The 20,855-nt window shown below is 70.3% G+C and carries 19 protein-coding genes and 1 pseudogene; 7 read left to right on the forward strand and 13 right to left on the reverse strand.

The features are described from left to right. Window positions 1-61 precede the first annotated feature (61 nt). Window positions 62-925 (forward strand): phosphatase PAP2 family protein, encoded by an 864-nt coding sequence (locus ADL12_RS13770; RefSeq protein ID WP_079052023.1) that lies wholly within the window; start codon window positions 62-64, stop codon window positions 923-925. On the opposite strand, the gene ADL12_RS13775 is transcribed toward ADL12_RS13770, so the two are convergent. From ADL12_RS13775 to ADL12_RS13810, 8 genes are all read right to left on the reverse strand, one after another. Continuing rightward, the gene (locus ADL12_RS13775) at window positions 864-2,657 is read right to left on the reverse strand and encodes a chitinase (RefSeq protein WP_062702053.1); all 1,794 of its coding nucleotides are present in this window, start codon (window positions 2,655-2,657) and stop codon (window positions 864-866) included. The two genes, ADL12_RS13770 and ADL12_RS13775, sit on opposite strands and share 62 nt — an antisense overlap. A 103-nt stretch (window positions 2,658-2,760) precedes the next feature. Next, a complete protein-coding gene (locus ADL12_RS13780) occupies window positions 2,761-3,213 on the reverse strand; it encodes a hypothetical protein (RefSeq protein WP_062702106.1) in 453 nt (150 codons plus the stop codon). A gap of 131 nt (window positions 3,214-3,344) precedes the next feature. Then, window positions 3,345-4,763 (reverse strand): NAD(P)/FAD-dependent oxidoreductase, encoded by a 1,419-nt coding sequence (locus ADL12_RS13785; protein WP_062702055.1) that lies wholly within the window; start codon window positions 4,761-4,763, stop codon window positions 3,345-3,347. An 18-nt stretch (window positions 4,764-4,781) separates the two neighbouring features. Continuing rightward, window positions 4,782-5,582, reverse strand: coding sequence for an ABC transporter permease (locus ADL12_RS13790; RefSeq protein ID WP_062702056.1), 801 nt, complete (start codon window positions 5,580-5,582; stop codon window positions 4,782-4,784). Next, window positions 5,583-6,512, reverse strand: a complete 930-nt coding sequence (locus ADL12_RS13795) for an ABC transporter permease (RefSeq protein WP_062702058.1) — start codon at window positions 6,510-6,512, stop codon at window positions 5,583-5,585. Continuing rightward, window positions 6,512-7,657: an ABC transporter ATP-binding protein gene (locus ADL12_RS13800; protein ID WP_079052024.1), complete on the reverse strand. Its 1,146-nt coding sequence runs from the start codon at window positions 7,655-7,657 to the stop codon at window positions 6,512-6,514. Before ADL12_RS13800 ends, ADL12_RS13795 begins: the two co-directional genes overlap by 1 nt. A 5-nt stretch (window positions 7,658-7,662) precedes the next feature. Beyond that, on the reverse strand, window positions 7,663-8,910 hold the full coding sequence (locus ADL12_RS13805) for an ABC transporter substrate-binding protein (RefSeq protein ID WP_062702062.1): 1,248 nt from the start codon (window positions 8,908-8,910) through the stop codon (window positions 7,663-7,665). A gap of 85 nt (window positions 8,911-8,995) precedes the next feature. Further along, the gene (locus ADL12_RS13810; RefSeq protein WP_062702064.1) at window positions 8,996-10,531 is read right to left on the reverse strand and encodes a gamma-aminobutyraldehyde dehydrogenase; all 1,536 of its coding nucleotides are present in this window, start codon (window positions 10,529-10,531) and stop codon (window positions 8,996-8,998) included. Window positions 10,532-10,729: 198 nt separating this feature from the next. On the opposite strand from ADL12_RS13810, the gene ADL12_RS13815 reads away from it, so the two are divergent. Next, the gene (locus tag ADL12_RS13815; protein WP_062702066.1) at window positions 10,730-11,299 is read left to right on the forward strand and encodes an NADAR family protein; all 570 of its coding nucleotides are present in this window, start codon (window positions 10,730-10,732) and stop codon (window positions 11,297-11,299) included. A 115-nt stretch (window positions 11,300-11,414) separates the two neighbouring features. On the opposite strand, the gene ADL12_RS13820 is transcribed toward ADL12_RS13815, so the two are convergent. Next, window positions 11,415-11,855, reverse strand: coding sequence for a DUF4190 domain-containing protein (locus ADL12_RS13820; RefSeq protein ID WP_062702067.1), 441 nt, complete (start codon window positions 11,853-11,855; stop codon window positions 11,415-11,417). Window positions 11,856-11,915: 60 nt separating this feature from the next. After that, window positions 11,916-12,593, reverse strand: coding sequence for a DUF4190 domain-containing protein (locus ADL12_RS13825; RefSeq protein WP_062702069.1), 678 nt, complete (start codon window positions 12,591-12,593; stop codon window positions 11,916-11,918). 213 nt (window positions 12,594-12,806) lie between these two features. Between ADL12_RS13825 and ADL12_RS13830 the strand changes: the two genes are divergently transcribed. Continuing rightward, the gene (locus ADL12_RS13830) at window positions 12,807-13,868 is read left to right on the forward strand and encodes an adenosine deaminase (protein WP_062702071.1); all 1,062 of its coding nucleotides are present in this window, start codon (window positions 12,807-12,809) and stop codon (window positions 13,866-13,868) included. A gap of 26 nt (window positions 13,869-13,894) precedes the next feature. Next, window positions 13,895-14,578: a glycerophosphodiester phosphodiesterase gene (locus tag ADL12_RS13835; RefSeq protein WP_062702073.1), complete on the forward strand. Its 684-nt coding sequence runs from the start codon at window positions 13,895-13,897 to the stop codon at window positions 14,576-14,578. On the opposite strand, the gene ADL12_RS13840 is transcribed toward ADL12_RS13835, so the two are convergent. After that, window positions 14,575-15,216 carry an NADPH-dependent F420 reductase gene (locus ADL12_RS13840; RefSeq protein ID WP_062702108.1) on the reverse strand — a complete coding sequence of 214 codons (642 nt, stop codon included), beginning with the start codon at window positions 15,214-15,216 and terminating at the stop codon, window positions 14,575-14,577. The genes ADL12_RS13835 and ADL12_RS13840 overlap by 4 nt on opposite strands. An 86-nt stretch (window positions 15,217-15,302) precedes the next feature. Between ADL12_RS13840 and ADL12_RS13845 the strand changes: the two are divergent. Continuing rightward, window positions 15,303-15,503: pseudogene (locus ADL12_RS13845) on the forward strand (winged helix-turn-helix transcriptional regulator); the annotation flags it as partial. Here ADL12_RS13845 and ADL12_RS13850 read toward each other — a convergent pair. Continuing rightward, window positions 15,485-17,185 (reverse strand): RNA polymerase sigma factor, encoded by a 1,701-nt coding sequence (locus tag ADL12_RS13850; RefSeq protein WP_062702075.1) that lies wholly within the window; start codon window positions 17,183-17,185, stop codon window positions 15,485-15,487. The pseudogene ADL12_RS13845 and the gene ADL12_RS13850 overlap by 19 nt on opposite strands. A gap of 378 nt (window positions 17,186-17,563) precedes the next feature. Between ADL12_RS13850 and ADL12_RS13855 the strand changes: the two genes are divergently transcribed. Continuing rightward, window positions 17,564-18,727 (forward strand): serine hydrolase domain-containing protein, encoded by a 1,164-nt coding sequence (locus ADL12_RS13855; RefSeq protein ID WP_062702078.1) that lies wholly within the window; start codon window positions 17,564-17,566, stop codon window positions 18,725-18,727. Here the strand turns inward: ADL12_RS13855 and ADL12_RS13860 are convergent. Continuing rightward, on the reverse strand, window positions 18,717-19,253 hold the full coding sequence (locus ADL12_RS13860) for a hypothetical protein (protein WP_062702080.1): 537 nt from the start codon (window positions 19,251-19,253) through the stop codon (window positions 18,717-18,719). The two genes, ADL12_RS13855 and ADL12_RS13860, sit on opposite strands and share 11 nt — an antisense overlap. Before the next feature lie 119 nt (window positions 19,254-19,372). Here ADL12_RS13860 and ADL12_RS13865 point away from each other — a divergent pair, with 119 nt between their 5' ends. Next, entirely contained in the window at window positions 19,373-20,722 is a 1,350-nt protein-coding gene (locus ADL12_RS13865) for a diacylglycerol/lipid kinase family protein (protein ID WP_062702082.1), read from the forward strand. Window positions 20,723-20,855: the final 133 nt, after the last annotated feature.

Here is a 20,855-nt window from a genome sequence, read left to right on the forward strand (position 1 = left end):
TGGATGTCAGGACGCGTTTCCGTCTGTCTAACCCCCTTCCGCTGTCGTAGGTTCTAAGCAGATGAGAGATACACCCCGCCCAGAGGGGACTCTGGGCGACAACGGGCCGAGGCCTCCCCAGCTTCGACCTGGTCGTGCCCTCGCGCACACAACCGGAGCCTCCGGCTTCGGATCTCCTCACCGATCGGACAGTCGCCCGCCCCAAACCCCCCGGGGCGGCCGACCATCCGATCCGGACGGGCGCCTCGGAACCACCCCCCCTGTTCCGGGGCGCCCGACCTCCCTCTTCCTCCTTCTCGGTCTTCCGGCCCTCCTCTTCGCCCTGATCACCTGGCAGGTCGTCGCGGACGGGCCGCTCGTGCGTGTGGACGAGCGGGTCAGCCGGGCCCTGATCCACCCGGACCGCTTCTCCGAACTCCTGGCCGACCTGGGCAATGTCCAGGTCGCGGTACCGGTTCTCGCCGTGTTCCTCGTCCACACCGCCTGGCGGTCCCGCCGCACTGGTACAGACCACTGGTGGCTGCCGGCCGCCGCGGCGGCCGTCCTGATGGCACTGGTCCCGGCCCTGATCGTGCCCCTCAAGGAACTCACCGACCGCCCGGGCACCCCCGCCGTCCCCCCGGCGACCGGTTACTTCCCCTCCGGCCACACCGCCACGGCCGCCATCGCCTACGGCTCCGTGGCCCTGCTCCTCCTCCCCTGGCTCCGCTCCGCCTACGCCCGCCGCGAGCTCCTCATCGCCTGCGCGGTCGTCAACGCGGCCGTCGGCTTCGGCCTGGTCCGCCGCGGCTACCACTGGCCACTGGACGTCGTGGCCAGTTGGTGCCTGTGCACGGTGCTTCTGTCCTTGCTCTGGCTGTTTCTCAGCCGAAGTAGCCGTCGAACGTCCGCTGGAACTCCCAGCCGCCGTACCGGTCCCAGTTGATCGACCATGTCATCAGGCCGCGCAGCGCCGGCCAGGTGCCGTGGGTGGCGTACGAGCCGCAGTTCGCCTTCTTGGTCAGGCAGTCGAGGGTCTTGGTGACCTCGGCCGGCGGGACGTGGCCGTTGCCCGCGTTGGTCGAGGCGGGCATGCCGATCGCCACCTGGTCGGGGCGCAGGGGCGGGAAGACGTTGTTCGCGTTGCCGGCGACCGGGAATCCGGTGAGCAGCATGTCGGTCATGGCGATGTGGAAGTCGGCGCCGCCCATGGAGTGGTACTGGTTGTCCAGGCCCATGATCGGGCCCGAGTTGTAGTCCTGGACATGGAGGAGCGTCAGGTCGTCGCGCAGCGCGTGGATGACCGGGAGGTACGCCCCCGCCCTCGGGTCCTGGCCGCCCCACTGGCCGGTGCCGTAGTACTGGTAGCCGAGCTGGACGAAGAAGGTCTCCGGGGCCATCGTCAGGACGAAGTCGTCGCCGTACTTGGCCTTCAGGGTCTTCAGGGCCGAGATGAGGTTGACGATCACCGGCGTCTTCGGATTCTTGAAGTCCGTGTCGTCGGCGTTCAGGGACAGCGAGTGGCCCTCGAAGTCGATGTCGAGGCCGTCGAGGCCGTACTCGTCGATGATCTTCGAGACCGACGTCACGAAGGTGTCCCGCGCCGCCGTGGTCGTCAGCTGCACCTGGCCGTTCTGGCCGCCGATGGAGATCAGCACCTTCTTGCCGGCCGCCTGCTTGGCCCTGATCGCCGCCTTGAAGTCGGCGTCGCTCTCGACGCTCGGGCACTCGGTGGCGGGGCAGCGGTCGAAGCGGATGTCGCCCGAGGTGGCCGAGGTCGGTTCGCCGAAGGCCAGGTCGATGACGTCCCAGCTGTCCGGGACGTCGGCCAGGCGGGTGTAGCCGGAGCCGTTGGCGAAGCTCGCGTGGAGGTAGCCGACCAGGGCGTGGGCCGGGAGGTCGGTGCCCCCGCCGCCCGGTCCGGCGGTGGTCGTGGCCCTCACCGTGGCCGATTTCGCGGACTCGCCCGCCTCGTTCACGGCACTGACCTGGAAGCCGTACGCGGTGGAGGGCGACAGCCCGCCGATCGTCGCCGAAGTGCCGCTCACCGTCTGGACCTTGGCGCCGTCGCGGTGGACGGCGTAGCTCGTCGCGCCCGGTACCGGCGACCAGGACAGGGCGACGCTGGAGGAGGTGACCGTGCCGGCCTTCAGGCCGGTCGGTGGCGCGGGCGGCTGACCGGCGTCCACACCCGGTCCGACCAGGGAGATGTCGTCGGCGTAGTAGGCGCCGGTGCCGTACCAGCCGTGGGTGTAGAGGGTGACGCGGGTGGTGGAGGGGCCGGTGCGGAAGGTCGTCGTGAGCTGCTGCCAGGCGGGGGCCGACTGGGTCCAGGTGGAGACGTCGGTGGTGCCGGTGCCGCTCGCGCCGAGGTGGACGTAGGAGCCGCGGACATATCCGGACAGCGTGTACGGGGAGTCCGGTTTCACGGTCACCGTCTGTGCGCATCGGGCGTTGTCGCTCCCGGCCGGGGTCGCCTGGAGTGCCGAAGCGCCGGTGCGCACGGGTGAGTTGACGGTCGTACCGGCCGTGCAGGTCCAGCCGTCCAGGCCGGCCTCGAATCCTCCGTTGCGAGCCAGGTCGGCGTCGGCCGCACGGGCGGCCGACGAGAGCGCGGTGACGCCGGGCAGGGTCAGTGCCGCGGCGGCGAGCAGGGCGAGAGGTCTGAAGCGATCCACAAGTGCCTCCAGGGATGGGGGAATTGGAGGGCGGAGCGCTCACAACTTGGTCCAGACCAATCTTTCTGTCAAGGGTCTCAGGAATCCCGGGAGTTCCCGCAGGTTAGCCCTCCCCCTCCACGGCCAGCCGCGCCGCCGCCTCGTGCATGGCCAGCTCGAGAAGTGCCGGGTCCGTGAGGGTGCCGGTGCCGTCCGGCGGGACCAGCCAGCGGGTGCCCCCGGTGGCGCGGCCCGGATACGGAACGACGATCCAGGTGCCGGCCCCGGCCGTACGGATGCCGGTGCCGAGCCAGCGGGCGGCGGTGCCGGGCGGCACGAAGAAGCCCATGCGCGAGTCGCCGAAGTCGACCAGGACCGGGCCGAGTTGATCGATGATGCGGGTGAGGACATCGAGGGTCGGATAGCCGAGCTCGCCCGGCAGGATGAGTACGTCCCAGGCCTTGCCGGCCGGCAGCAGCGCGACTCCGAGGGGGTTGCGCTCCCACTCCCAGCGACAGGCTTCGGGATCCGGCGCAACGGATGCCAGCCACTCGACCGCCGTCTTCGCCCCTGTCATGACGGTGACCTCCCTTTTCTTCGTGGACGCGAGTCGCGTCACGAGGGAGAGGGAGGTCACCTGCCAGGCATTACGCGAGTTTTCGCCACCAATTCATAGTGACCTGAGTCACATTCCGAGCTGAGCGACCTTCAGCTGTCGAAGCCGAGGCCGAGCCGGTCCATGGTCTTCAGCCACAGGTTGCGCCGTCCGCCGTGCGCGTCGGCCCGGGCCAGCGACCACTTGGTGAGCGCGATGCCGGTCCAGGCGAAGGGCTCCGGCGGGAAGGGCAGCGGCTTCTTGCGGACCATGTCGAGCTGCGTGCGTTCCGTGCGCTCCCCCGCCAGCAGGTCCAGCATCACGTCCGCGCCGAACCTGGTCGCGCCGACACCGAGGCCCGTGAAGCCCGCCGCGTACGCCACCTTGCCCTGGTGGGCCGTCCCGAAGAACGCCGAGAAGCGCGAGCAGGTGTCGATCGCGCCGCCCCACGCGTGCGTGAAGCGGATGCCCTCCAGCTGCGGGAAGCAGGTGAAGAAGTGCCCGGCGAGCTTGGCGTACGTCTCCGGGCGGTCGTCGTACTCGGCCCGGACCCGGCCGCCGTACGGGTAGATGGCGTCGTAGCCGCCCCAGAGGATGCGGTTGTCCGCGGAGAGACGGAAGTAGTGGAACTGGTTGGCGCTGTCCCCGAGCCCCTGTCTGTTCTTCCAGCCGATGGACGCCAGCTGGTCGATGGTGAGCGGCTCCGTCATCAGGGCGTAGTCGTAGACCGGGACGGTGTAGGCGCGGACGCGCTTGACCAGGTTCGGGAAGATGTTCGTGCCGAGCGCGACCTTGCGGGCGCGGACCTGGCCGTAGGGGGTGCGTACGGCCATGCCGGCGCCGTACGGCTTCAGGGTGAGGGCGGGGGTGTGCTCGTGGATGCGGACGCCGAGGTCGAGGCAGGCCCGCTTCAGGCCCCATGCCAGCTTGGCGGGGTTGACCATGGCCACGCCCCGGCGGTCGTAGAGCCCCGCCTGGAATGTCGGTGAGTCGACTTGCGCCCGCACCGCCTCCGCGTCCAGGAACTCGATGCCCTCGGCGAGGCCCTTGTCCCGCAACTCCTCGTACCAGTCACGCAGTTCCCACGCCTGGTAGGTCTCCGTGGCGACGTCGATCTCGCCGGTGCGCTCGAAGTCGCAGTCCAGGGAGTAGCGGGCGACCGCCTTCTCGATCTCGTCGAGGTTGCGGGCGCCCAGCTCCTGAAGCCTGTGGATCTCGTCGGGCCAGCGGGCGAGCCCGTTGGGCAGCCCGTGGGTGAGGGAGGCGGCGCAGAAGCCGCCGTTGCGGCCCGAGGCGGCCCAGCCCACCTCGCGGCCTTCGAGCAGGACCACGTCCCGCTGCGGGTCGCGCTCCTTGGCGATGAGCGCGGTCCACAGTCCGCTGTAGCCGCCGCCGACGACCAGCAGATCGCAGGTCTCGGCGGTGGTGAGGGCGGGTTCCGGGTGGGGCCTGCCGGGGTCGTCCAGCCAGTACGGGACCGGCTGGGCCTCAGAGAGTGACGTTGTCCAACGGTTCATGGCGCTTGGGGCCATGATTTCAACTCCCTACAGTTATGCCTTTTGTTTGTTGCGGCGATTGCCAATGACCATGGAGGCCAGGACGAACAGTACGGCGACGACGAACATGGCCGTACCGATGACATTGATCTGAACGGGCGTTCCGCGCTGGGCCGAGCCCCAGACGAACATCGGGAAGGTGACGGTGGAACCCGCGTTGAAATTGGTGATGATGAAATCGTCGAAGGAGAGCGCGAAGGCGAGCATCGCGCCCGCCGCGATCCCCGGAGCGGCGATCGGCAGAGTGACCCGGACGAACGTCTGGAACGGTCCGGCGTACAGGTCCTGCGCGGCCTGCTCCAGCCGCGGGTCCATCGACATCACGCGGGCCTTGACCGCCGTCACGACGAAGCTCAGGCAGAACATGATGTGGGCGATGAGGATCGTCCAGAAGCCCAGCTGGGCGCCCATGTTGAGGAACAGGGTGAGCAGCGAGGCCGCCATGACGACCTCGGGCATCGCCATCGGCAGGAAGATCAGCGAGTTCACGGCGCCGCGCGCGCGGAAGCGGTAGCGGACCAGTGCGAAGGCGATCATCGTGCCGAGGAGCGTGGCGCCGACCGTCGCCCAGAACGCGATCTGGAGGCTGAGCGACAGCGAGCCGCACAGGTCGGAGACGCCGCACGGGTCCTGCCAGGCGGCCGTGGAGAACTCCTGCCATTCGTAGTTGAAGCGCCCCTTCGGTTGGTTGAAGGAGAAGACCGTCACGACGACGTTCGGCAGGAGGAGATAAGCGAGCGTCAGCAGTCCCGCGATGACGACGAGATTGCGCTTGAGCCAGTTGACGAAGGTCATTTAAACCAGATCCTCCGTTCCCGACCTGCGGATGTAGAGCGTCACCATGACGAGGATGGCGGCCATGAGGATGAAGGAGAGGGCCGCGGCCGTCGGATAGTCCAGGATCCGCAGGAACTGCGTCTGGATGACGTTGCCGACCATGCGGGTGTCGGTGGAGCCGAGCAGGTCCGCGTTGACGTAGTCGCCGGCCGCCGGGATGAAGGTCAGCAGGGTGCCGGAGACGACGCCCGGCATCGACAGCGGGAAGGTGACCTTGCGGAAGGTAGTGATCGGCTTGGCGTACAGGTCGCCCGCCGCCTCGTGCAGCCGGCCGTCGATGCGCTCCAGCGAGGTGTAGAGCGGCAGGACCATGAACGGCAGGAAGTTGTACGTCAGACCGCACACCACCGCCAGCGGCGTGGCCAGCACGCGGTCGCCGGAGGTCATGCCGAGCCAGCTGGTGACGTCCAGGACATGCAGCGTGTTGAGGGCGCCGACGACCGGTCCGCCGTCCGCGAGGATCGTCTTCCAGGCGAGGGTGCGGATCAGGAAGCTGGTGAAGAACGGCGCGATCACCAGGATCATGATCAGGTTCCGCCAGCGGCCCGCACGGAAGGCGATGAGGTACGCGAGCGGGTAGCCGAGGATCAGGCACAGGATCGTCGCCGAGCCGGCGTAGAGCACCGAGCGCAGGAACTGCGGGTAGTACTCGGACAGGGCGTCCCAGTAGGTGGCGAAGTGCCAGGTGACCTTGTAGCCCTCCTCCAGGGAGCCCGTCTGCACGGACGTGGAGGCCTGGTAGATCATCGGCAGCGCGAAGAAGACCAGCAGCCAGAGGATGCCGGGGAGCAGGAGCCAGTAGGGGACGAGACGGCCGCGCCCCCGCGGGGGCTTCTTCTCGGGAGCCGTCGGGGAGAGAGGCGGTGGCGCCTCGGTGAGGGTCGCCATCAGACCGCCGCCTCTTCCTCGGTGCCGGCGTCGATGTCCTGACTGGAGTCCAGACCGAAGGTGTGCGCCGGGTTCCAGTGCAGGACCACCTCGGCGCCGGGCACCAGTCGGGCGTCCCGGTCGATGTTCTGGGCGTAGACCTCGAACTCGGGGCAGACCGGGCTGTCGACGACGTACTGCGTGGAGACGCCGATGAAACTGGAGTCGGCGATCCTGCCGGTGATGCGGTTGCGGCCCTCGGGGATCTCGCCGGCATCGTCGGCGGGGGTGAGGGAGATCTTCTCCGGGCGGACGCCGACCAGCACCTTGCCACCGGTCGCCGTGGCCGCGGAGCAGCGCGCCTCGGGGAGGACGAGCTTGCCGCCGCCCGCCTTCAGCACGATGTCGTCGCCGCTCCTGGAGTCGACTTCGGCCTCGATGAGGTTCGAGGTGCCGAGGAAGTTGGCGACGAACGTCGTGCGCGGGTTCTCGTAGAGGTCGGTCGGCGAGCCGAGCTGCTCGACGCGGCCCGCGTTCATCACGGCGACCGTGTCGGCCATCGTCATGGCCTCCTCCTGGTCGTGCGTGACGTGGACGAAGGTGATGCCGACCTCGGTCTGGATGCGCTTGAGCTCCAGCTGCATCTGGCGGCGCAGCTTGAGGTCGAGGGCGCCGAGGGGCTCGTCGAGGAGGAGCACCTTGGGGTGGTTGATGAGCGCGCGGGCGACGGCGACGCGCTGCTGCTGACCACCCGAGAGCTGGTGCGGTTTCTTGCGGGCCTGCTCGCCGAGCTGCACGAGGTCGAGCATGTCGTCGACCTGCTTCTTCACCGACTTGATGCCGCGGCGGCGCAGGCCGAAGGCGACGTTCTCGAATATGTCGAGATGCGGGAAGAGGGCGTACGACTGGAAGACCGTGTTCACCGGCCGCTTGTACGGCGGGAGGGCGGTCACGTCCTGCTCGCCGAGGTGCACCGTGCCGGAGGAAGGTTCCTCCAGACCCGCGATCATGCGCAGGGTGGTGGTCTTGCCGCAGCCGGAGGCGCCGAGCAGGGCGAAGAAGGAGCCCTGTGGCACGGTCAGGTCGAGCGGGTGTACGGCGGTGAAGGAGCCGTAGATCTTGCTGATGCCGGAGAGGCGGACGTCGCCGCTGGTTTCGTTCGTCATTGGTGTCACGCCCCTGTGAGCTTCGCGAACTTCTCTTCGTATGCCGTCTCTTCCTTCGAGCTCAGTGAGCGGAAGGCACGGGAGGCGGCCTGCATGGCCTTGTCGGGGAGGATCAGCGGGTTGTCCGCCGCGTCCTCGTCGATCTTCGCAAGCTCTTCCTTCACGCCGTCGACGGGACAGACGTAGTTGATGTAGGCGGCGAGCTCGGCGGCGGCCTTCGGCTCGAAGTAGTAGTCGATGAGCCGCTCGGCGTTCGTCTTGTGACGGGCCTTGTTGGGGATGAGCAGGTTGTCGCTGGACGTCATGTAGCCGCTGTCCGGGATGAGGAAGTCGATGTCCGGGCTGTCGGCCTTGAGCTGTACGACGTCACCGGCCCAGGCGAGGCAGGCGGCGAAGTCGCCGCTGGTGAGGTCGGAGGTGTAGTCGTTGCCGGTGAACCGGCGGATCTGCTTGTTGTCGACGGCCTTCTGCAGGCGGGCGATCGCCGCGTCGTAGTCGTCGTCGGTGAACTTGGCCGGGTCCTTGCCCATGTCGAGCAGGGTCATCCCGACGGTGTCGCGCATCTCGGTGAGGAAGCCGACGCGGCCCTTGAGCTTGGGGTTGTCGAGCAGGTCGGAGACCGTCTTCACCTCGACGCCGTCGAGCGCCTTCTTGTTGTAGGCGATGACGGTCGAGATGCCCTGCCAGGGGTACGAGTACGCCCGTCCCGGGTCCCAGTCGGGGCTGCGGAACTGCTGCGACGTGTTGGCGAAGGCGTGCGGCAGGTTGGACGCGTCCAGTTTCTGGACCCACCCCAGGCGGATGAGACGTGCGGCCAGCCAGTCGGTGAGGACGACGATGTCGCGCCCGGTGTCCTGCCCGGCGGCGAGCTGCGGCTTGATCTTGCCGAAGAACTCGTTGTTGTCGTTGATGTCCTCGGTGTACTTGACCTTGATGCCGGTGCGTTTCGTGAACTGTTCCAGCGTCGGATGGTGCTTGCCGCTGTCGTCGACGTCCATGTACTCGGTCCAGTTGGAGAAGTTGACGGTCTTCTCCTCGGCCGAGTGGTCCTCGGCGGACGTGCCGCCCTGGGTCTTGCCGGCCGCGGGGATCCCGCAGGCGCTGAGCGTGCCCAGCCCGCCCAGCGCGAGCGCGCCGCCCGTGGAGGCGCGCAGCAGCGAACGGCGGGTCATGGCGGCCCTGCCGTTGCGCAGGCTGCGCCGCATGGCGGCCACTCGGGCCGGGGACAGGCGGTCGGGCTCGTACTGCTCCATGCGCGTGGTGCCCTTTCGGGAGAGATCGGAAAGGTTGGGGAGGCCGGTCGAGGGTCGGGCGGCCGGCTGCTCCCGCCTGATCTGGCTATCGGTCCCCGAAGACGGTGCGGTGCCAGTCCTTCCTGGCGACCGCGGTGTTGTCGAACATGACGTGCTTGATCTGCGTGTACTCCTCGAAGGAGAAGGTTGACATGTCCTTGCCGAAGCCGGACGCCTTGTAGCCGCCGTGCGGCATCTCGCTGATGATCGGAATGTGGTCGTTGACCCAGACACACCCCGCCTTGATCTCGCGGGTGGCCCGGTTCGCCCGGTAGACGTCACGGCTCCAGGCGGAGGCGGCGAGCCCGTACGGGGTGTCGTTGGCGAGCCGGATCCCGTCCTCGTCACTGTCGAACGGCACGACGACCAGAACCGGTCCGAAGATCTCGGACTGGACGATCTCGCTGTCCTGGGGCGCGTCGGCGACGAGGGTGGGACGGTAGTACGCGCCGTTCGCGAGCTCGCCCTTCGGCGCCTCGCCACCGGTCACCACGCGCGCGTAGGCACGTGCACGGTCGACGAACCCGGCGACCCGGTCGCGCTGGACGTGCGAGATCAGCGGGCCGAGGTCGGTGCCGGGGGCGAAGGGGTCGCCGAGGCGGACGGTGTCCATGAGGGCGGCGGTCTGCTCCACGAAAGCTTCGTAGAGCGGCCGTTGCACGTACGCGCGCGTGGCCGCCGTGCAGTCCTGCCCGGTATTGATGAGCGCCCCCGCGACCGCGCCGTGTACGGCTGCTTCGAGGTCGGCGTCGTCGAAGACGACGAAGGGCGCCTTGCCGCCCAGCTCCAGGTGGATCCGCTTCACGGTGCCGGTGGCGATCTCGGCGACGCGCTTGCCGACGGCGGTGGAGCCGGTGAAGGAGGTCATGGCGACGTCGGGATGACCGACGAGATGCTCGCCGGCCTCCCTGCCGGTCCCGGTGACGATGTTGATGACACCGTCCGGGATCCCGGCGTCGGTGGCGGCCTGCGCGAAGAGGAGCGAGGTGAGCGGGGTGAGCTCGGCGGGCTTGAGCACGATGGTGTTGCCCGCGGCGATCGCCGGGAGGATCTTCCAGGCGGCCATCTGGAGGGGGTAGTTCCAGGGGGCGATGGACCCGACCACGCCGATGGGCTCGCGGCGGACGTAGGAGGTGTGGTCACCGGAGTACTCCCCGGCGGACTGGCCGGCGAGGTGGCGGGCGGCACCGGCGAAGAAGGCGATGTTGTCGATGGTCCCCGGCACATCGAACTCACGGGTCAGCTTCAGCGGCTTCCCGCACTGCAGGGACTCGGCGCGGGCGAATTCCTCGGCGCGGTCGGCGACGACGGCGGCGAAGTGGTGCAGCGCGTCGGAACGCTCGCCCGGGGTGGCGGCGGCCCAGCCGGGGAACGCCTCGCGCGCGGCGGCGACGGCCACGTCGACGTCATCGGTACCGGCCAGGTCGTACGTGTACACCTCCGCGCCGATGGCAGGGTCGACGACGGCGTGGGTACGGCCCGAGGTCCCCTTCGCCGGGCGGCCCGCGATGTACTGCGCGCCGTCCGCGAAGCGGTCCTGGGCCGGGAATCGTTCCGGGGTGGCGGTGCCCGGGTTATGCATGTCGCTCCCTCCGCGCCCCGTGAGGGGATCGGCGTGGCTCAGGCTCGATTTGAGTGCCGATCCTGACAGAGGTAGAGGGCTCCAACAAGGGATTCCGTTGTTGCCTTTTGGTTACGCGACGGAATCTGTCGACCAGGTGTCGAGTTGGCCTTGAAAACGGGGGACGGATTGTCGGTGGTGCGTGCCAGACTCGGGCACATGGCGAAGATCGATTCTTTGGACGTCCTGATCAGGGAGGTCCACGCGGGGGCGAGGGTCAAGTACCTGCACTTCTGGGGGCATCGGCCGCTGCCCGACGGCCGGGTGGGCGCGAGCTGTCTGAGCCAGTGGTGGGCATCGCCGTTCACCGCGGACGGGGTGGAGTACGCGACGGCCGAGCACTGGATGATGGCCGAGAAGGCACGGCTGTTCGGTGACGGGGAGGCCGAGCGGCGCGTGCTGGACGCCGGGCATCCGTCGGTGGCGAAGAAGGCCGGGCGGCTGGTGCGGGGGTTCGACGACGCGATATGGGAGCGGGAGCGGTTCCGGATCGTGGTCGAGGGGTCGGTGCACAAGTTCGCCGCGCATGCGGATCTGCGGGGGTTTCTGCTGGGCACGGGGGATCGGGTGCTGGTGGAGGCGAGTCCGGTGGACCGGGTATGGGGGATCGGGCTGGCGGCGAACGACGAAGGGGCCGGGGATCCGGAGCGGTGGCGGGGGCCGAATCTGCTGGGGTTCGCGCTGATGGAGGCGCGGGAGCGGCTGCGGGGCGGGCCGGTCGGAGGGTGAGGGGCCGACCTGGCGGCCGGCCCCTGGACCTCACAGGCCGCGGGACCTCACAGGGCCCGGAGCCTCACAGGGCGCGGAGCCTCACAGGGCGCGGAGCCTCACAGGGCGCGGAGCCTCACAGGGCGCCCATGACACTCGCGAAGATGAGGAAGCCCAGCACCGGCAGGATCACGGTGGCCACGATCCCGCAGACCAGACCCGCGGTCGCCGCGCCTTTGTTGGTGGCCTCGCCGCGGCCCGCCTTGCTCCGGCCGATCGCGCCGAAGATGATCCCGAGGATCCCGAGGACGACGCCGAAGAACCACAGGAAGAAGGTCAGGCTGCACACCACGCCGATGATGCCCAGGACCAGTCCGGTGGTGCCCATTCCGTTGCTCGGCTGCAGCGGCATGGCATAGCCGGGCGCCTGGGGGTATCCCGCCGGGTAGGACGGGGTGGCGTGCGGATGGCCGTACCCCGGAGCGGACGACGCGTCGGCGTATCCCCCGGCGGGCTGCTGCGGTGGCTGCGACGGCGGCGGCCCGAATCCACCGGCTCCGGGATTGGCGTCGGACATGAACTGCTCTCCCCTCGTTGACAGTCAGGGCATCGTAATCGCCCTGGTCAGGCCGGGGATTCAGCGGACCGCCGCGACGGACACCGCCGGGGAGGCACCGTAGTAGTCCTCGTCGTAGTCGTCGTCCGAGTTGATGGCGGCCGTGATGCCGATGGCGATCAGGACGATCACGGCGATGCCGAGGACGATGCCGACGATGCCCGTGATCAGACCGGCCTGCGCCTGGCCGTGGTTGTTGGCCTCGCCGCGCTCCGCCTTCTGGCGTCCCTTGATGCCGAAGATCACGGCGAGGATGCCGAGGACGAGGGAGACCACGCCGTACAGGCAGAAGAGGCAGCAGGACAGGATGCCGAGCACCAACGCCGCGACGCCCATGCCGTTCTGCGGCTGCATCGGCATGCCGGGCCAGCCGTAGCCCGGGGGATAGCCGGGGTAGCCGTAGCCGCCCGGGGCCCCGGGGCCGGTGGGCGCGATGGGCGGGGGCGGGACGGCGGCACCGGGCGGAGGGTAGGCGGGCAGGGCGTATCCCGGGGCGGGACCTGCCGGACCGGAGCCTGCCGGGGCCGGGGCGCCGGGCGGGGCGAAACCGTCGGACGGCATCGACGTGACCGTGGCATGGTCGTGGACGGACTGCGGCTGCGACGCGTCACCGGGCGCCGGGTTCTTGTCCAGCGACGGTCTGTTCTCGGGCGGCGCCCACGGGTCCTGGCCTCCCCCGGCCTGCGCTGCGTCCGTCATGTCATGTCCCCCTGGCTCGTTCGTGCCGCCATGCTACGGCCTCACCACCAGCGCTCCACCGCCCGGTACCCGAGCCCCATGGCCGGCATCCCGACCGCCCGCCCCCGCTCTCGTCCCCGCTGCCTACGATGTCACTGCATTGATCAGCCGATCACCCGCGTCCCGCCGAGCCGCACATCCGGCCGCCGCGGACGCCGTTCCCGGGGAGGAACCTTGACCGACCGTCTCGTCGACGCCCGCGTCCCGCGCGACCTGCACACCTTCATCGCCGGACTGCCCAAGGCCGAACTGCACGTCCACCACGTCGGATCCGCCTCCCCCCGCATCGTCGCGGAACTCGCCGCCCGCCACCCCGACTCCAAGGTCCCCACCGACCCCGAGGCCCTGGTCGACTACTTCACGTTCACGGACTTCGCCCACTTCATCGACGTGTACCTGTCCGTCGTGGACCTGATCCGCACCCCGGAGGACGTACGGCTGCTGACGTACGAGGTGGCCCGCGACCTGGCCCGCCAGCAGGTGCGCTACGCCGAGGTGACCATCACCCCGTTCTCCTCCACCCGCCGCGGCATCGACGAGAGCGCGTTCATGGCGGCGATAGAGGACGCCCGCAAGGCGGCCGAGGCCGAGTTCGGGACCGTACTGCGGTGGTGCTTCGACATTCCGGGCGAGGCCGGGCTGGAGGCGGCCGAGGAGACCGTGCGGCTCGCGACCGACGACCGGGTGCGCCCGGAGGGCCTGGTGTCGTTCGGGCTCGGCGGGCCCGAGATCGGCGTACCGAGGCCGCAGTTCAAGCCGTACTTCGACCGGGCGATCGCCGCCGGACTGCACTCCGTGCCGCACGCCGGCGAGACCACCGGACCGGAGACGGTCTGGGACGCCCTCACCCACCTGCGTGCCGAGCGCATCGGGCACGGCACGAGTTCCGCCCAGGACCCGAAGCTGCTCGCACACCTCGCCGAGCACCGGATCCCGCTGGAGGTGTGCCCGACCTCCAACATCGCCACGCGCGCGGTCCGCACCATCGACGAGCACCCGATAAAGGAGTTCGCGAAGGCCGGGGTCATCGTGACCATCAACTCCGACGACCCGCCCATGTTCGGCACCGACCTCAACAACGAGTACGCGGTCGCCGCCCGCCTCCTCGACCTCGACGAGCGGGGCCTGGCCGACCTCGCCAAGAACGCCGTGGACGCGTCCTTCCTCGACGAGCCCGGCAGGGCCCGGATCGCGGCCGAGATCGACACGTACACCGCCGGCCGGCTCGCCACCTGAGCAATCCGAGCCGCCACAATGTCCTCATGCAGAACGTGACCGCCGTCGCCCACCGCGGCGACCCCTACCGCGTCCGCGAGAACACGCTCGAGTCCCTGCGCTCCGCGCTCGAACTGGGCGCGGACGCCGTGGAGATCGACGTGCGGCTCACCAAGGACGGCGTGCCGGTGCTGCTGCACGACGAGACGCTGAAGCGGCTGTGGGAGCAGGACCGGCCGCTGCTCGCGCTGTCGTGGGCCGAGGTGCGGGGGCTGACGGCGGGCGGGGTGCCGACGTTGGAGGAGGCGCTGGCGGCGTGCGACGGGAGCCGGGTGATGCTCGACCTGCCGGGCACGCCCGACGTGCGGGCGGCGCGCCGGGTCGTGGACGTCGTGCGCGACTGCGGGGCGCAGGACCGCGTGTACTACTGCGCGGGCGCCCCGGCCATGCTCGCCGTGCGCGCCGCCGACCCGGCCGCCGAGATCGCCCTGACCTGGACGACCCTGGCGCCGCCGCGCCCGGCCCTGCTGGACGCGGTCCGCCCGCGCTGGCTCAACTACCGCTTCGGCCTGGTCGGCCACGCCCTCGCCGAGTGCGTCCACCGCGACGGCTACCTGCTGTCCGTCTGGACCCCGGACACCCGCCGCTCGATGCGCCGGCTGCTGGACCTCGGCGTCGACTCGATCACGACCAACCGCGTCGACGTCCTCCTGGGGCTGCGCACCGCCTAGGCCCGGTCACCGGCGAACACGAGCGGCGGCGCGATCGCCTGCGCGTCCGCCCCCTCCCCCACCCACAGCACGATCAGCAACGCCGCCGTCGCCTCCACCAGCCCGGCCCGGTCCAGTCCCCCGGCGTTCAGCGGCTCACAGCCGAGGTCGCGCACGAGTCGTCGTACGACGGACAGAGCCCCCTCGTCGTCCCCGCACAGCGGCACCGCCGGCGGGCGGCCGTCGAAGACGGGCGGCGTCATCCGCCAGACGTCGACGTGGCACAGGTTGAAGGCCTTGACCACATGCGCGGCCGGCGCGGCGGCGGCGATGCGCTCGGCCGCGGCGGGGCCGCCCGCCGTGAGCAGCCCGAAGCCCGGGCCCACCGGATTGGTGCAGTCGATCAACACCTTCCCCAAGCCTTCGGCCGGGGGGACCCCCATCTCGCTTCGCTCGCGCAGCGCCGGTTCGAGCCCGGCGACCACCTCGATCACGGCCGCGTACGGCACCGCCGGCAGCACCGCGTCCGTTCCGAACTCGGCGGCCTCCCGCAGACCGCCCGCCGAGCGGCCACCGGCGAGCACCTCGTGCCCGGCCCGCCGCCACTGCGTCCCCAACGCGTCCGACATACCGCCCATACCGAGAATCCCGATTCGCATGTGCCTGACTGCAGGAAGCCGCTCGGGCACCATTCGGTACGTGACCACCGACCAGCCTTTCCTCGCCGACTGCCGCGCCCGACTCGCTCACCGAGACGCTGCGGCGGCTGGAGTTCAACGGGCTCGTCGAACGTCACGCGTACGACGGTTCGCCGCCCCGCGTGGAGTACGAACTCACCGAGCTGGGCAGGACGTTGCTCACTCCCATCGACGCCTTCGGCGCCTGGGCCTTCGAGCACGGCGACGAGGTGATGGAGGCGCAGGAGCGCTACACGCGCGAGCGCTGAGGCACCGTCGCCGGATCGGTCGGCCCCTCGCGGGTGACGTACTGCGGCACCGGCGCGGTGTCCTGGCCGTTGTCGCGGACCAGGCCGTAGCGGATGGCACCCCGGGGTGGGCCGTACTCCAGGTCCTCGGTCACCTTGTCCCAGCTCGACGGCATGACGGTCAGGCCGTAGGAGGCGCCGCGCTCGTTCTGGTTCAGGGTGACGGTGCCGTCGATGTAGAAGTACTCGTTCTGCCACATCTGCTGGGTGCCGTCGGGCAGCACCGTGTAGCCGATGTCCGGGCCGCCCATGCCGGTGACGTAGCCCCCGTCGGAACCGTCCCCGACGACGTCGTCCATGCGGCGTCCGCCGCCGGAGGCGACGTGGAAGATCTTGCCCTTCAGACCGGTCCAGGTCGGCATGGTCAGCCCGCCGGGCCGGTCGTGCGGCGCGATCTGCCAGCGCACCAGGACATAGCCCTGCCCGCTGAGCGTGACGCTCTCGCCGCGGTGCTCCATGACGGCCCTCGCGCCCAAGGTGCTGGTGATGCCGGACTCGGGGCGGCGAGGCAGGGCGGCTGGCTTGGTGTTCGGGTCGGGGGCCTGGTCGACGGCGTCGACGACCGTGCCGTACAGGCCGACCTTCTTCGTCGCCGATGGCGACGGTGACGGTGAAGGCGTCGCCGACGGCGAGACGGTCGGCGTGGGCGACGGGGGGCGGGCCGTGCTGGCCATCGTGGGGGCGGCCGCGCGTGGCGGGGCGTCCGGGGTCTGGGTGACGACGTAGGCGCCGCCCGCGACGATGGTCGCGCCGGCCGTGACCGCCACGGCGGGCTGGGTGAGCGCGGCCATCACCTTCGCGGACCAGCCGATGGAGGTCGCCGTGGCCGTCGCCGCGGCCGCCGTCTTGCCGCCGAGGGCGAGTGAGAGGGTGAAGCCGACGGGGATCGGGACGAGCGCGATGCCGACGAGGAGCCGTTCCGCCGGTACGACCGCCTCGCGGGTGTCGCCGCAGTAGCCGCAGCCCCTGATGTGCCGGGCCAGCCGCTTGCGCCAGACCGAGTCGGGGCTGCCGTTCCAGCGGCCGGTCAGTTCACGCAGGTCGGGGCAGGCGCCCTCCAGCGCACGGACGATGCCGCGCGCGGTCTCCAGCCGCTCCTTCACCCGCTGGACGCGCACCGCGGCGTGCTGCCGGCTGATCCCGGCCGCCGCGGCCAGCTCGCGCCGGGTCAGCTCGCCTGCGACCTCCAGCCACCACAGCGACAGCAGCTGCCGGTCCTCGTCGTCCAGCCAGCGCACGGCCTCCGCGACCTCGCGCCGCTGCCCCTCCAACTGCAGCCGCAGCACGGTGAGTTCGGCGAAGTCGGTGGCTTCGTGCGCGGCCGACTCGTCCAGCTGGGCGGTCTGCCTGCGGCGTGCCCGGTCCCGGATCTGCCGCATGGCGATCGCGACGAGCCAGGAGCGGAAGCTGTCCGGGTCCCGCAGCGAGCCGAGGTTGTCGACGGCGCGCAGCATGGTCTCCTGGACGACGTCGTCGACGTCGGCATGCCCGTTCAGGGCGCGCCCGACCACGTTGTAGACCAGCGGCAGCCAGCCCTCGACCAGCTCGTCGAGCGCATGCCGGTCACCGGCCTGCGCCGCCGCGATGGTGGAGCGCCACTGCATGCGGGCTCCCTCGTCCACGTGCGTCCTCTCCCAGGTCATTTGCTGCCCGTACGCACCTTCTCAGCCTGACCAGCACTGTTGGCTATGTCGGAGATCACATTCCGCTTCCGGTGCGAGTGAGACGACAGGCAGGACGACAGGCAGGACGACGGGCGAGGCATAGGGGCGACTCCCGGACGTGGGGGGACGGGGGGACTCGAGTGGAGACGCGGTGAAGGGGGCAGGGATAACACTTTTTCGGCGACCGGAGCTGCGGACCCGGCCGGCCCGTAAGGGCGATCCCTTACAACACCCTTGTTCCGTACGGCACTTGCCCCGGGCTCCCCCAGGGTCCGGGCCCCTCCTCACCGACGATTCGCCCGGGGCCGCCTCGCCCTGACGATGATCACGACATCTCGTCGACTTCAGGAGCAGCAGATGCCCGTACGCCCGCTTCCCGCCCTCCTCACCTCGGCGCTCGCCCTGACCCTGACCGCGCTACCCCTGGCCGGGACGGCTTCCGCGCGCCCCACGTCATCGTCGTGCAGCGCGCAGGCGATCGAGGCTGCCGATCCGGCCGGCCCCGACGTCAAGGCCCTGTGCGCCGCGCTGAAGGGGTTGCCCGACAAGGACGCGACGGCCGCGCTGATCCGTGTCGGTGGCAAGGGGAGCTGGCACGGGGTGGCCGGCGTGCGTGACATGAGAACGGGTGCGCCGGCGCTGGAGAACGCCCGCTTCCGGGCCGGTTCGACGACGAAGATCGTGACCGCGGCGATCGTGCTGCAACTCGCCGCCGAGAAGCGGATCTCCCTCGACGGCACGGTGCAGGAGTATCTGCCGGGTCTGCTTTCCGAGAAGTTCCAGCAGCCCATCACCGTACGGCAACTGCTCAACTTCACCAGCGGTCTCCAGCCGGGCGCGTCCCTCGGCGAGGACGTCGACGACGGCTACGAGCACCGCTTCGAGACACTGACCCCCGAGGAGGTGGTGGCCGCGTCGGTCGCCAAGGGCCCCGACCCCGACCACGCGCCCGGCGAGCACCAGCGCTACGGCAACATCCACTACACCGTGCTGGGCATGCTGATCGAGAAGGTCACCGGCGACTCGTACGCCCACCAGGCGGCCGTACGGATCTTCCGCCCGCTCGGCATGCGGCACACGTCCTTCCCCGACGGCCCGGACCCCCGCATCCACGGGCCACACAACCGCGGGTACGACTGGATCGACGGCAAGCTGGTCGACGTGACCGAATGGAACATGTCCGACCGGTTCGCGGCCGGCGACATGATCTCGACGACGGCGGACCTGGAGCGCCTGTTGTTCGCCCTGTTCCGAGGCCAGGTCGTGCCCGAGCCGCAGCTGAAGGAGATGTTCACCGTCCCGAAGATCAAGGGGGCCACCATGGCCGCCGCGCTGCAGCGGTACGAGCTGAACGGCAAGGAGATCTGGGCCAAGACGGGCGCCCGCCCCGGCTACCACGCCGTCGTCGCGGCCACCCGCAACCTGTCCCGGACGGTGGTCTACTCCGTCAACTCGACCGACGCGAAGGGCGACGGCCTGGCCATCGCCCAGCGCTTCGCCTTCCCGGCGTTCAACCGCTGACGGCGACGGCAGCGGCTGGAGGTGACGACGCTCCGCTCAGCGCCTCCAGTCGCTTGATCTTCTTCCGTACGACGTACAGCGGGATCACGCCGAAGACACCGAACGACATGTCGATCACCGACCACCAGAAGGGAATGTCGCGGATGGGCCCGCAGATGAGGGCGAGCGGGATGATCCCGGCGCAGGCGATCATCCCGAACTCGACGACCCAGATGTTGCGGACGGGGTCGCGGTAGGGGCCGTAGAAGGCGACCGCGATGACGAGGTGGGCGAAGGCCAGCCAGTCGGTGCCGTAGAGCAGGAACGGATAGTCGGCGTCGGCGGTGTCCAGTCCGTGCCGGACGCGCTCGATCCAGTCCATGAGGCCGGGGAGGTGCTCCGGCACGGACAGGGCACGCAACAGGTCCTCGGTCCAGCGCAGTTCGTGGACGAGAGGGAAGGCCGTGGCGCCGCTGAGTACCAGGCAGACGACGAAGGAGACCAGCCAGACGCGGATGCCCTTGAGCAGGGCGGCTCTGTCGCTCATGGGGGTAGCGTACGACTGCAGTTGAACACGTTCGAAAGCGGGGTCTCGTGGGGCCCTCCCCACTGCCGTCCGGTCCGTGACCGACCGGTCCTACGATGTCCGCGGCGAACGGAGAAATCATGGGCTTGGACTTGAGTGCGCGGGCCTACCGAGAGCAGCGGTGGGCGGCGCGGACGGCGTTGGCCGCGGCGGGGCTCGCGGTGCTCGTGCCGCTCGCCTACGGCGGTGTCGGCGGCGTCCTGCTGCTGGTGGCCGGGGCCGCGGGTCTGGGCCTCAGTGCGGTCGCGGTGTGGTGGACGCTGACCCTGCGCGGGCCGGTGCGCTGGGCCGCGGCCGTCCTGGCCCTGGCGGTGCCGGCCGCTGTCGTGGCCCTGTTCGCGGCCACCCTCTTCTGGGCACTGCTGGCGTCCGTGGCGCTGTGGGCGGTGGCCGTGTGGAGCGGCCGGTACGCGCTGCGGGGCACGGGCAGCCCTCGGGTGCGGGTGATGCGGGAGCGGAAGGCGCCCCCGCCGGAGCGGCCGTATCTGATCATGAACCCGCGCTCGGGCGGCGGGAAGGTGGTCCGCTTCGCTCTCCAGGAGAAGGCCGAGCGCCTCGGCGCCCACGTCATCCTGCTCGACCCGGACCAGCACCAGGACGTGACCGCCCTGGCCCGCAAGGCCGTTGCGGACGGCGCCGACCTGCTGGGCGTCGCGGGCGGCGACGGCACCCAGGCGCTGGTCGCGGCGGTCGCCGCCGCGTACGACATCCCGTTCCTGGTGATCAGCGCCGGCACCCGCAACCACTTCGCCATGGACCTCGGTCTCGACCGCGAGGACCCCTCCACCTGCCTCGACGCGCTCACCGACGGCGTGGAACTCCGCGTCGACCTCGGCTTCGCGAACGGCCGGCCCTTCGTCAACAACGCCTCCTTCGGGGCGTACGCGGCCATCGTGCAGAGCCCCGGCTACCGCGACGACAAGATCGGCACCAGCCTGGAGCTGCTGCCCGACCTGCTCACCCGCCAGCAGGGCCCGCGGCTGACGGCCCGTGCGGCGGGCACCACGCTCACCGCTCCGCATGCCGTGCTGGTCAGCAACAACCCCTACCGCACGGACGATCCCTTCGGACTCGGCCGCCGCGACCGACTCGACGCGGCCGTCCTGGGCGTCCTCGCCATCAGGGTGGACAGCGCGGCCGAGGCCGCGGCACTGCTCCTCGACCCCGCGCCGGACGGCCTCACCATCCTCACCGCGCCCGATGTCGTCATCGAGGCCGACCGCGCGGAGATCGAGGCCGGCATCGACGGCGAGGCCCTCGTCCTGACCACCCCGGTCCACTGCCGCATCACACCCGGCGCCCTGCGCGTCCGCGTCCCCCGCAAACGCCCCGGCGTCCCCCAGCGCGCTCCCCGCTTGGACTGGCGCAGGCTGCGCAAACTGGCCGCGACGGTGGGACGTACGGCGGTGCACCACCGCAGCCGGACCTAGGGCCTGTCCGGCGGCTCATGCCGGCGTCGCGGTGCCTGGCACGCGCTCCCCCAGAGGGGGGACCCCCAGCCGCGTTGTCGTGGGTCGCCGACTCCCCCACTCTCGACTTCGCTCCTCCGCCTTGCAGCTGCAC

The organism is Streptomyces regalis (assembly GCF_001509475.1).
GTDB classification, from domain to species: domain Bacteria; phylum Actinomycetota; class Actinomycetes; order Streptomycetales; family Streptomycetaceae; genus Streptomyces; species Streptomyces regalis.